The 12,842-nt window shown below is 42.2% G+C and carries 9 protein-coding genes and 1 pseudogene; 7 read left to right on the top strand and 3 right to left on the bottom strand.

Features of this window, described 5'->3' with window-relative positions:
* The first annotated feature begins 78 nt into the window (after positions 1-78).
* The gene (locus tag VJY63_RS10300; RefSeq protein ID WP_324050575.1) at positions 79-879 is read left to right on the top strand and encodes a MerR family transcriptional regulator; all 801 of its coding nucleotides are present in this window, start codon (positions 79-81) and stop codon (positions 877-879) included.
* Positions 879-2,363, top strand: coding sequence for a deoxyribodipyrimidine photo-lyase (gene phrB, locus VJY63_RS10295; protein ID WP_324050573.1), 1,485 nt, complete (start codon positions 879-881; stop codon positions 2,361-2,363). The genes VJY63_RS10300 and phrB overlap by 1 nt, the downstream gene beginning before the upstream one ends.
* A 106-nt stretch (positions 2,364-2,469) precedes the next feature.
* Here the strand turns inward: phrB and VJY63_RS10290 are convergent, their stop codons facing one another.
* Together VJY63_RS10290 and metK are read right to left on the bottom strand one after the other, a co-directional pair.
* Entirely contained in the window at positions 2,470-2,811 is a 342-nt protein-coding gene (locus VJY63_RS10290; protein WP_324050571.1) for a zinc ribbon domain-containing protein YjdM, read from the bottom strand.
* 90 nt (positions 2,812-2,901) lie between these two features.
* Entirely contained in the window at positions 2,902-4,119 is a 1,218-nt protein-coding gene (gene metK / locus VJY63_RS10285) for a methionine adenosyltransferase (protein WP_324050570.1), read from the bottom strand.
* Positions 4,120-4,320: 201 nt separating this feature from the next.
* Between metK and VJY63_RS10280 the strand changes: the two genes are divergently transcribed.
* From VJY63_RS10280 to VJY63_RS10260, 5 genes are all read left to right on the top strand, one after another.
* Complete coding sequence (locus tag VJY63_RS10280) at positions 4,321-5,766, top strand: hypothetical protein (protein ID WP_324050568.1); 1,446 nt, start codon at positions 4,321-4,323, stop codon at positions 5,764-5,766.
* A gap of 70 nt (positions 5,767-5,836) precedes the next feature.
* Positions 5,837-7,843 (top strand): transketolase, encoded by a 2,007-nt coding sequence (gene tkt / locus VJY63_RS10275; protein ID WP_324050566.1) that lies wholly within the window; start codon positions 5,837-5,839, stop codon positions 7,841-7,843.
* 118 nt (positions 7,844-7,961) lie between these two features.
* A complete protein-coding gene (locus VJY63_RS10270; RefSeq protein ID WP_324050564.1) occupies positions 7,962-8,939 on the top strand; it encodes a serine/threonine protein kinase in 978 nt (325 codons plus the stop codon).
* A 110-nt stretch (positions 8,940-9,049) separates the two neighbouring features.
* Complete coding sequence (locus tag VJY63_RS10265) at positions 9,050-10,699, top strand: PAS domain-containing methyl-accepting chemotaxis protein (RefSeq protein ID WP_324050562.1); 1,650 nt, start codon at positions 9,050-9,052, stop codon at positions 10,697-10,699.
* Between the two features lie 78 nt (positions 10,700-10,777).
* Positions 10,778-12,358, top strand: a complete 1,581-nt coding sequence (locus tag VJY63_RS10260; RefSeq protein WP_324050560.1) for a sensor domain-containing diguanylate cyclase — start codon at positions 10,778-10,780, stop codon at positions 12,356-12,358.
* Between the two features lie 10 nt (positions 12,359-12,368).
* Here the strand turns inward: VJY63_RS10260 and VJY63_RS10255 are convergent.
* Positions 12,369-12,842 (bottom strand): annotated as a pseudogene (locus VJY63_RS10255) (hypothetical protein); the annotation flags it as partial.

The raw sequence follows: 12,842 nt of genomic DNA, 5'->3' as shown, positions 1-12,842 counted from the left end.
CCAATACGCGACTAAACTGTATTTAACTTTACTTTAAGTTAAACTAATTTATTCAATAACACTGCAGCAGGCTAAGTAATGGAGACTCACCAAAACCCCTTATACCCCATTCGTGAAGTGTCACGTCTAACCGGCGTAAATACAGTCACACTTCGCGCTTGGGAAAGACGTTATGGCTTAATTACGCCACAGCGCACACCTAAAGGGCATCGCCTTTATTCTGCAGAAGACATTGAAAATGTACGCCGTATTTTACAATGGCTAGATAAGGGCGTTACGGTTAGTCAAGTCAACGACCTACTTGATAAGCCACCTGAAGCCATTGCGCCACCAGAACCTGCGGGGGATTGGTTGGTATTAAGAATGCAATTTAATGCCTGTTTACAAACATTAAATGAAGAAAATTTAGACGCACTGTTTTGTGCAAGCTTTGTGCGTTGGTCTGCTAGCCAACTGGCTCAAGCCGTGTTCCAACCGTTACTAAAACAGCTAGATGCAGCAACTGCCGCGCAAGGTTTATTGCTGCGTTATTTAAGAACACGGGCTGGCGAACGCATTCAACAACGGCGCAAATTGCTGGCTGGGCCAAAACTTTTACTCTGTGCAACTGAATATAACCCAAGTGAACTAACCCTAACTTTGCTGGCGCTTAGTGATTTAGACTTTCAAGTTTTTTGGTTCGATCAGCCGCTGAGCTTTAACGAAATTATGCATACTGCTCAACAATTTAAGCCGCAAATACTGCTGCTCGGACAAGGCATTTACACGTCAGAAGACCATAAAACACTGGCAATAAGCACTAACGCAACGGTTGCCGAACTTGCCACGTTAACGGACGTTAATTCGATAACACTTTACAGCCTGCTAAGAGAAAAATAATGCCGCGCCAGCTTATGTGGTTTCGTAATGATTTACGTGTTGAAGATAACCCAGCATTTTTTCAGGCCTGCCAGCAGAGTGAAGTGGTGGCCGTTTTTGTTCATTCGCCAGAACAATGGCAAGAACATGGTTGGGGCGCTTTAAAAACAGCTTTTGTTCTAAGCAATCTTCATTCCTTACAGCAGCAGTTAAGTAAGCTGAATATTCCGCTAAAACTACTCACTATTACAGATTTTACTGCCGCACCTGCTGCACTGTTAAACCTTGCCCAAGAGCTAGGTGTTAGTGGGTTATTTTTTAATGATGAATACGAATTTAATGAACAGCAGCGCGACAACCAAGTGGTTACTGAGTTTACTAAAGCAGGATTAGACGTAGAGCGTTTTACTGACCAAGTTATTTTTGAACCGGGTAGAATCCGTACTGGCAAGGGTGATTTTTATACAGTTTTTACGCCTTTTTACCGTAACTGGCTAAGCCAACTTAAACCAGAACACCTAGTACCTTTGCCAGCACCCAAAGCCCAAGCGTCTACTCAACTAGCCAATGACCCTTTACCCGCCTTTGTAAGCAGCCAACAACTTGAGCATTGGCCAGCCGGTGAAGCGGTTGCCCACCAAAAGCTACAAGATTTTTGTGAAAAAGCGTTGAATAACTATGACCAACAAAGAGACTTTCCAGCGATTGAAGGCACTAGCCAAGTATCAGCTTATTTAGCTGCTGGCGTGTTATCAAGTCGTCAATGTTTAGCCGCTGCACAAATGCATTCTGCTGGCAGGTTTATGGACAAAAGCACCGGCGCTGGCGTATGGGTTTCAGAATTAGTCTGGCGGGAATTTTATCGTCATTTGCTAATTGGCTTTCCACGTATTAGCAAAGGTCGAGCTTTTAAACCAGCAACAGAAAAGTTAGCTTGGCGCTCGATTGAAAACTCTAAAGTACAAAGGGATTTACAGGCTTGGCAAACAGGGCAAACCGGCTTTCCTATTATTGATGCCGCCATGCGCCAGTTGTTAGAAACAGGCTGGATGCATAACCGTTTAAGAATGCTAGTGGCGATGTTTTTAAGCAAAAACCTGCTGATAGACTGGCGAGTAGGTGAAGCCTTTTTTATGCAGCATTTAATTGATGGTGATTTAGCGGCCAATAATGGTGGGTGGCAATGGGCGGCTTCCACCGGCACCGATGCTGTGCCCTACTTTCGTATTTTTAATCCCTACACCCAATCCGCTAAATTTGACCCAGAAGGTAAGTTTATTCGCCGCTATGTTCCAGAATTAGCCCACTTAACCAATAAACAAATTCACCAACCGCCTGCTAACCTGTCATTTAATCAGCAACAGGCTGTGGATAAGTTAACCGGTGATTTGTTTAGTAATGAAAGTGGAAATGAAGATGGCAAGCGCAGCAGCTACCCAGCACCCATTATAGATTTAAAGCTAAGCCGAGACAGAGTAATGCAAGCTTTTGAAGCGATTAAGTAGTGTGTGCTAATTTATAGCCATAAAAAAACCGCAGTCTTAATTAAAAGCTGCGGTTTTTATTAGGCAAGTCAAAAAACAATGTTTTTGAAGGTGCAGCTAGTTATTTTTAAGCTTTCTTTACAAACTCAGTTTTCAACTTCATCGGTCCAATGCCATCAATTTTACAATCAATGTCGTGGTCGCCTTCAATTAAGCGGATATTCTTAACCTTAGTACCCACTTTAACCACAGATGAAGAACCTTTAATTTTTAAATCTTTAATCACGGTAATGCTGTCACCATCGACTAAAACAGTGCCGTGAGCATCTTTATACACTTTTTCTTCTTCACCGCTGGCTTCAACAGCATCTTTTGACCATTCATGCGCACATTCAGGGCAAACATACTGTAAGCCATCATCGTAAGTGTATTCAGAGCCACATTTAGGGCAGTTGGGTAAACCACTCATAGTAAAACCTTCTTATATAGTTAATATCTAGAAACCTAAAAATAATGTTACCAAGGGTGCAGGTAACATTATTTATATCACTAGTATAACCTAAAGACCCGCTGCTGCTTTTAGTTCAGCAATGCGGTCTGTTTTTTCCCAAGGGAAGGCAGTGAAAGTTTCAACCATTTCTTTACCGTTATCGTCTTTCCAAGCATAGCTGCTATCAAACGCTTCACGGCCAAAATGACCATAAGCAGCAGTTAACTGATACATAGGGTGTAGTAAATCGAGCATACGTGTAATGGCATAAGGGCGCAGGTCAAAGCATTCACGCACTAGCTGATTAATTTTTTGCTCTGAGATTTTGCCCGTACCAAAAGTATTAACCGAAACTGACGTAGGCTCAGCCACACCAATCGCATAAGACACTTGAATTTCACAACGGTCAGCCAAGCCAGCCGCAACCAGGTTTTTAGCGACATAACGACCTGCATAGGCCGCTGAACGGTCTACTTTAGAAGGATCTTTACCCGAAAAAGCACCGCCGCCATGACGCGCCATACCACCATAGGTATCCACAATAATTTTACGGCCGGTTAAACCACAGTCACCCACTGGGCCACCAATTACAAATTTACCCGTTGGGTTAATGTGGTATTTGGTATTTTTATCGAGCAGATTAGCCGGAATAACCTGCTTAACAATCAGCTCCATCACCGCTTCTTGTAAGTCTTTCTGGCTTACTTCGGGGTTATGCTGAGTCGAAAGAACAATGGCATCTATACCCACTACCTTACCATCTTCATAACGGCAAGTTACTTGGCTTTTAGCATCAGGGCGCAGCCAGTTTAGCTGACCACTTTTACGCACTTCAGCCTGACGCTCAACTAAACGGTGCGCGAGGGTAATGGGTGCTGGCATTAATACTTCCGTTTCATTCGAGGCATAACCAAACATTAAACCTTGGTCACCAGCACCCTGTTCTTCTGGACTTTGACGATCGACACCCTGAGCAATATCAACGGATTGCTTGCCAATAATATTGATTACGCCACAGGTATCGCCATCAAAACCAACGTCAGATGAGTTGTAACCTATGTCTTTAATAACACCACGCACTAGGTCCTCTAAATCAACCCAAGCCGAAGTAGTAATTTCACCACCGACTATTGCTACACCCGTTTTCACCATCGTCTCACAGGCAACACGCGCTTGTTTATCGCGGGCAATTAACGCGTCTAACACTGCGTCAGAAATTTGGTCAGCTAGTTTATCGGGATGACCTTCAGAAACAGATTCCGAGGTAAATAAAGAATATTCACTCATAGTAGAGTAGCTCCTATAGCTTTTTTAGATGGCTAGCATTCTAACCAGCCTACCCCTAGATTGCACATGAATTAAACTTGCAGCTTAATGAAAAAGGTTGGATTTTTACATTGCTTAAATGTATGAGCATTTTGTGTAAACTATAGTTAAAATCAGCAACTAATAAACATTTGCTTCACTCAGATAAAAATAGGATTTTTTATGCAGAAGTTCCTTTCACTTTTTTTGGTTATCACTAGCCTAGTTGTTGCGATCCCTCCTCAAACTTTCGCATCAGCTTTTGATGACACCATAAAAGAAACAGTACAATTTTCATCTAAACTGATTTTCAAAGGCTCTCATTCTAACGAGCTAGTTAAAGCTGTATTCAATAGCTCAGGTAATTTGGCATTAAGCTATAGCCAAGATGGTGAATTAAAATTATGGGACACCGTTAATTTAAAGTTATTAAAAACGCATCAAATCAACCAAATAAAAGACATTGCTTGGTTATCAGGCACTAATAACTTTGTAGTACTTACTAAAGATAAGGCTACTTTTTACAAAGAAGGCTTTGAGTCATACGGCACTATAAGTAACGAATCTAGTCATCCCTTTGAGCAAATGGCCTCCTTCCATACTAAAGATCAGATTGCAGTTACCCAAAGAAACTTATTTACAGTTTATGACAGCGAGGGTGTTGAAAAAGGTAAAGCTAGCATTAAAGACGGAACAGCAACCAATATTTTAATTAGCCCAAATGATCAAGACTTAATCCTCATATCGAATCATAGAAGAAAACTCTATTTATATAATACTAATAACTTAGACTACCAGAGAGAAATAGGTGCGGCTTATTCGCCTGTAAAAAGCAAAATGGTCATTGTTGGCAAAGAGTTATGGATTCAAGCTGAAAAGGGTATCAATCGAACTCAGTTATCTACTGGTGTTACCCATTTCACACCACTTGAAAACTGGACTAATCACGATAAAAATTATAACTTCATTCAAGCCGATAAAAACTACTTTATCTACAATGATGAAATATATACCCCTAAAAAGCTAAAGCTTGCCCTGTTAGATACAATGGATAACTATCAAATACTAACGGAAGGAAAAGTAAGTTTTATTGATGCCAGTTCACTTGTATACAATGAAGCTGCCCGCCAACTTATTGCTTTGAAGGACAAAGATATTTATATCTATGACCTTAGCGCTCTCTACTCAGAAAAAACCCAATCTACAGTAGTCGCTCCGCTTGTAATCTCTAAACCTGAACCCAAGCCTGAACCTCAAATTAAAATAGCAGCACCAACCAAAGCGATAGAAGTTGAACGTCTACCGCCCTCCACACCTGAGCCAAAAAAACCGATAGATATAACCATTTCGGCTAGTGTTACCGAAGGTATTGCTCCTTTAGACGTTACTTTTTTATTAAACTCAGCTAGACCTGAAATGGTTGCAGCGACCTATAGCAATATTGCCAATAAAGAACAACTGCATGAAGGCATACCTCTCACCATAAAGCATACTTTTACTAAACCAGGTAAACATTCTGCAGTTTTTGCATTTCGTACAGCCGAAGGAAAAGTCGTTAAAGACAGCGTACTTATTGATGTACGAAAAGAAAGTTTTGAAGACTATAAAAAACGAACATTAGGCCACTAATTTTTCTCGTTTGCTACTAACTGAAAGATGCGAGAAAATAGCGCAAATTTAATTAAGGAGTGTATTACCCATGACTTCACGTTTTGATCGTGCCAACGCCATACGCGCACTGGCTATGGATGCTGTACAGAAAGCTAAATCTGGCCATCCGGGTGCGCCAATGGGCATGGCTGACATCGCCGAAGTGTTATGGAATGACTACCTAAAACATAACCCAACCAACCCTAACTGGGCAGACCGTGACCGTTTTATCCTTTCTAATGGTCATGGTTCAATGCTTATTTATGCACTCTTGCACTTATCGGGTTATGACTTATCCATTGAAGATTTAAAAAACTTCCGTCAGTTACACAGTAAAACCCCCGGCCACCCAGAATATGGCTACACCCCTGGCGTTGAAACAACGACCGGCCCTTTAGGTCAGGGTATTGCTAATGCGGTGGGTATGGCACTAGCAGAAAAAACCTTAGCAGCTCAGTTCAACCGCCCCAACCACGAAATTGTAGATCACCACACCTACACCTTTTTAGGCGATGGCTGCATGATGGAAGGTATTTCACATGAAGTGTGCTCACTAGCTGGCACGCTAGGCTTGGGTAAGTTAATTGCTTTTTATGATGACAATGGCATTTCTATTGATGGTGAAGTAGACGGTTGGTTTACCGACAACACCGCTCAGCGTTTTGAAGCTTACGGTTGGCAAGTGTTGCGTGCTGATGGTCATAACGCAGAAGAAATTAAAGCAGCAATTGAAATGGCGCGTGAAAATGACGACCGCCCTAGCCTAATTATTTGTAAAACCCAGATAGGTTTTGGTTCACCCAATAAAGCCAACACCGCCGACAGTCACGGTGCGCCACTAGGCGATGATGAAATTGCTTTAACGCGTAAGCAGCTAGGTTGGAATGCCGGTCCTTTTGAAGTTCCTGCTGATATTGCTGCCCAGTGGAATGCCCAAGAAAAAGGCCAGCAAGCTGAAGCCGCTTGGAATCAGCGTTTTGAAGCTTATCAACAAGCCTTCCCAGAACTGGCCGCTGAATTTAAGCGCCGCCTAGCGGGTGATTTACCTGCCGACTTTACTGCTTCCGTTGATGCCTACATTCAAGAACTGCAAGCTGCAGGCGAAACGGTTGCTAGCCGTAAAGCCAGTCAAAATGTATTAAATAAATTAGCACCCCAGCTACCTGAATTATTAGGTGGTTCTGCTGATTTAGCCCCGTCCAACTTAACTTTTTGGAAAGGCGCACAAGCCATTACAGCTAAAGATGCTTCTGGCAACTACCTGCATTACGGTGTGCGTGAATTTGGTATGGCGGCAATTATTAACGGTATTGCTTTGCACGGTGGTTTTATTCCTTACGGCGCAACCTTCCTAATTTTTATGGAATATGCCCGTAATGCACTGCGTATGGCGGCACTAATGGGTATTCAACACATTGAAGTTTTCACCCATGATTCCATTGGCTTGGGTGAAGATGGCCCAACGCACCAACCGATTGAACAGCTTGCCAGCTTGCGTGGCACGCCAAATATGAGCGTTTGGCGACCTGCCGATGCGGTTGAAACTGCGGTGGCTTGGAAGTCTGCTTTAGAACGCAAAACTGGCCCTACAGCACTGATCTTCTCACGCCAAAACTTGCCCCACCAACAGCGTGATGCAGCACAGCTAGCTAATATTGCCCGGGGTGGTTACATTTTAAAAGACTGCCAAGGCGAGCCAGAAGCCATTATTATTGCCACGGGTTCAGAAATTGGTTTAGCCATGCAAGCGGCTGAAAAACTGAATGCTGAAGGCAAAAAAATTCGTGTGGTTAGCTTACCCAGCACCGATGTATTTGAGCAGCAAGATGCTGAATACCGTCAGTCAGTGATTCCTGCTGAAGTCGCCGCACGTTTAGTGATTGAAGCCTCGCATAAAGACTGGTGGTACAAATACGCTGGTTTAGAAGGCACGATTATTGGTATGGAAAGCTTTGGCGAATCTGCGCCAGCCGACCAACTCTTTGAAGCGTTTGGTTTCACTTTAAACAATGTATTGGCTTGCTTAGAAGAGTTACTAGAAGACCTAGATGACTAAGCTTGGTTTGTAAAAACCGTTTTAAAAACAGCACTTAAAAAGCAAGGCGCTTTCCTTTAAAGGTCAGCGCCTTTTTTTATTGGCTGCTACACTCAGCGCACCTTATTAGGAGTGAATTATGTCCGATCATCCGTTTGCAAGACTTACCCCAGATTTAGTTTTAGATGCTGTAGAAAGCCTTGGCTTAATCAGCGATGCGCGGGTTATGGCGTTAAACAGTTACGAAAATCGCGTGTATCAGGTGGGTATTGAAGGCAGCGAGCCATTAATTGCTAAGTTTTATCGCCCAGAACGCTGGAGTGATGCACAAATTTTAGAAGAACACACCCTCTCTTTCGAGCTAGCCGAACTAGGTATCCCTTTAGTTGCACCTATTCAACATAACAGCAAAAGCTTGTTTGACTACGCAGATTTCCGGTTTTGTTTATTCCAAAGGCGCGGTGGACGTGCGCCAGAACCAGGTGATTTAGATCAGCTTTATCGCTTAGGGCAACTGCTGGGTCGTTTACACGCGGTGGGTGCCAAACAGCCTTTTATTAAGCGCCCAGAATTAAACCTTGCTACTTATGGACAAGCTTCTTTTGAATTCTTACGGGCGGGTAACTTTTTACCCAAAAACTTAAAAAAAGAATGGGAAACCGTCACCCAAGAGGTATTAAAAAAGGTCGACACGCTTTTTAAGCAGCACCCTTATACGCCGATTCGTATTCATGGCGACTGTCATCCTGGTAATCTTTTGTGCCGTGAAGACAGCTTTTACATTGTTGACCTAGATGATTGCCACATGGGACCAGCGATTCAAGATTTATGGATGATGCTAACCGGCAGCTACCAAGAACGTAACTTACAACTGTCAGAATTGATTAGTGGCTATCAAGAATTTTATGATTTTTCGCCCCGTGAGATACCACTCATTGAAGGCTTGCGTACACTGCGTTTATTACATTATAGTTCATGGCTGGCCAAACGTTGGAAAGACCCTGCCTTTCCCAATAGCTTTTCATGGTTTGGCACCGAACACTACTGGAATGAACAAATAGCCATTCTACGTGAACAAAAAAATACCATAGATCAACCTTACTTAAAATTGTTTTAAAATAACTGCAACAATTCCACTGTACACTGACATTTAATGTTAAAAGATTTCCGCCATTATTAATAATCACCATTCACGTTAAAAAACAATAACTATAGAGGTTTGCAAAGGTGAAGGATAACCAATCAATCACACAAAAAGAATACGTGGTTCGACCAGACTGTGCGATTATTTCATACACTGATGCTTCTGGAAATATTACTTACGTTAACGATGAGTTTATTGAGTACGCAGGTTTCTCACACGCTGAGCTTATAGGTAAACCGCATAATATCATTCGCCACCCTGATATGCCTCCAGAAGCCTTTCGTGATATGTGGGCTACGCTAAAAAAAGGCCGTGCGTGGCAAGGCATCGTAAAAAACCGATGCGCTAACGGTGATCACTATTGGGTAAAAGCAACGGCAACGCCTTTATCTAAAGGTGGCTATATGAGCGTGCGCTTAAAGGCAACCGATCAAGAAATACAAGCAGCGGCGGCACTTTATGCACGTATGCAAGCCGGCAGCCGTGACCGACTTTGTGGTGGATATCATTTAACAGGAATTCTTTCACGTTTTTCGCATTTTTATCAAGGCATTAATTTAACACCCACTGCAATGCTGCCAATGCTCTTCTTTCTTGTAGCAACGCTTGGAATGATTTTAGGTTGGCATTTTAATACCCATGATCCAGCCGCTCATCAAATAATGCTGCCTTTGGTTACTGGTATTGCCACCATTGGTGGCATTTCTTTTGTCTGGTTGTATTTCGTTATGCGCGAGCAAACACGGCGAATTAACTACGTTAGAAAGGTGGCACTTGAAATAGGTTCTGGTAATTTAGTCGGTCATGCACCTATGGGTAAAGCTGATGAAATAGGTAGTGTTTTCAATGCCGTACAAGTCATGCGTAACCACTTACTTGAAGTTGCATTTCAAATGAATCGGTCAACCAAATCCCTTGACCTTGCTGCCATAGAAATGCTCGCTACCAGCAAAATAACTGCTGAAGGTGCAACCGCTCAATCCATTTCATCCACCAGCATGGCGGCAGCATTAGAAGAGTTAAGTGCTTCAGTGAATCAAATTGGTGATAGTGCGCTGGATGCTCATTCAGCATCTAACAAAGCAGGTGAAGTATCACGCATGGGTGCTGAAGCCGTTTATGCCAGCACCCAAGAAATTAGCGCCATCGCTGATACCGTTAATCACTCTTCAGCCAAATTAAAAGACTTGGCACAACTGTCGAACAATATAGGCAAAATTGTATCTACCATTCGTGAAATAGCCGACCAAACTAACTTACTGGCTTTAAACGCTGCCATTGAAGCAGCACGTGCTGGTGAACACGGTCGTGGTTTTGCTGTCGTGGCTGATGAAGTCCGCAACCTAGCAGAACGCACCGCACACTCCACCGTAGAAATATCCGACATGGTTGCACAAATTCAAAAACGTACCGAAGAAGCCGTAGTCGAAATGCAAAGCAGCGTCAAACAAGTTAGTAAAGGTGTTAGCAAAGCAGAACGCGCTGGCCATTCGGTAGCAGAAATTGAAGTAGAAACCAGTAAAGTTGTACAAGCAACACAAGACATTCAAGCCATTCTTCAAGAACAAGCGCTAGCAGCTAAAGAAATAGCAGAAACAGTCGAAGGCATTGCACGCTTAGCCGATTGTAATGCTGCTCAAGCATCACAAACACTGGCAGCTAGCCAAAATATACAAACCACCACACAACTGCTTAACCAATTGTGCCAGCAATTTAAAGTTCATCCTGACTAAAACGCACAACGAATTAGAGATTAATTAATCTATGAAAATACGGTACTATAAAGGGGTATTTTTATGGGTTAATTAACTATGGTCAATAAAATCATGCAAAACAAGCTACTCAATTTAAAAAATTTAATTATTTTATTAGCTTTTTCTGTGGCTTTTATTACCCTTACTAATGGTTTTTATGCTAATTATCGAGTACAAAAAAGTCAGCTAATCAAACACTCGTTAGATACTAACCATTCTTACGCTCAAAAGTTAGCAGCAGCAACGGATAACTTTATAATTGCTGCCCACCAGCAACTTGCTTTTGCAGCTAGAATCATAGAAAAAAATTTAGATAACCAATTATTAATAATGAGTGAAGCAGAACGTATTCACTTACAAACCGCTAGTTTTAACTCGGTAACCATTGTTAACAATCAAGGCTTTGCTTTAGCAACATCGCCCAATACATTAGGCATTATTGGCAAAAAACTACAATCCATTGGCGCACAAGAAGCGCTAAAAGCACAAAAACCCATGATTAGCACACCCTATATTTCGACTGCTGATAATTTTTTAATACTTGTTTCTTCACCCCTATTTAGTAAAGAAGGAAAGTACTTAGGCTATGTTGGCGGCACTATTTATTTAAAAGAAAAGAGCATACTTAATGACCTGCTAGGAAAACACTTCCATAAAGATGGCTCTTACATTTATGTTGTAGATAAAAATAAACGCATTATTTATCATCCTAACCCTAAACAGGTTGGCTCTTATATTGAAAACAATGAAGCTATAAATTCCGTTACTAAAAATATCAGCGGGTCAGCCCAGGTAACCAATAGTTTAGGCATTGAAATGCTGGCTGGTTTCTCACCTATTACAACAACCAATTGGGGTGTTGTTGCTCAGCGTCCTGTTACCGCCACACTGAGTTCGCTAGACGATTTAATGAAGCGAGTAGTTTATCGTACTTTACCTCTGGCACTATTTACCTTTTTTATTATTTGGCTGTTTGCCAACTACATTTCTCGCCCTTTACGCCAGCTAGCCACCACAGCTAAAGAAATGGACTCACCTAACGCACACACTAACTTAACTGAAGTTAACTCCTGGTATTTTGAAAGCAAAGAATTAAAGCAAGCCATGTTAAAAGGGTTAGGCTTACTAAACACTCAAATCAATCAGTTAAAACAAGATGCTGCAACAGATCCTTTAACCGGTGTTTTTAACCGACGCAGCCTGCAGTTATTACTTAAACAGTTAGAACAAAAAGGCATTCCTTTTTCTGTATTGGCTGTTGATATTGACCACTTCAAAAAAGTGAATGATACCTTTGGCCATGCGGCTGGTGATAAAGCGTTAATTGAGTTAACTCAAATGATGCGCCAAATCTCAAGAGAAGAAGACCTAGTAGCCAGAACAGGTGGTGAAGAGTTTTTATTAATTCTTCCAAACACTACCAGCTCTAGCGCACAGGCTATTGCTGAAAGGTTACGCAAACTGGTTGCACAAACCCAAATTGAACCCATTGGATCAATACAAGTATCCATCGGTATAGCGACCAGCCTAGAAAGTAACTTTTCTACCGACCTAGTCTTAGCCCAAGCTGACCAAGCACTTTACCAAGCTAAAAAATCGGGTCGCAACCGCTGCATTGTGTTTTCACCAACCGTCTAGGTAAAAAAAACTAGGTAGAAAACTTATACATCGCCATCAATTCTACTTGTTGACCTTTAGGCCGTGCTGCACTATCGGTAGTGGTGGGCGACGTATTTTGTGCATTTTGATCACGCCATTCAATACCAAAATCTAAATTAGGCAAATAGGTGTAAATCAAATTCACGTTAACCATTTTAAAGGTATCATTGGTTATAGTTGGATTAGGGTGCTTAAAGTGATTCGCTTTAACTTGCCCATAGCGCACTGTGCCGCGCAACGTGGGCGTAAATTTTTGGGTAATGCCTGCTGAAAACCCCGTCGTGGTAATTAGCTTACCAGTAGCGTTGTTCACATCGGTATTTTGATTAGCCCCTGCAGCACCTAAATAGCCCCAGCCTGCATAAACACCCGCACCTTGCCCAGTAAACGCACTTAATGCCAAGGTTGTGCCAGCTAGCTGAAACTTACTGCCAAGTGATACCGCAGCAGCAAATTTTGATTC

Origin of the sequence: Marinospirillum sp. (assembly GCF_035271045.1) — a bacterium.
In the GTDB taxonomy this organism is placed as follows: Bacteria; Pseudomonadota; Gammaproteobacteria; order Pseudomonadales; family Halomonadaceae; genus Marinospirillum.
The sequence above is the reverse complement of the archived record's forward strand: the minus strand, read 5'-3'. Positions and strand labels throughout refer to the sequence as shown.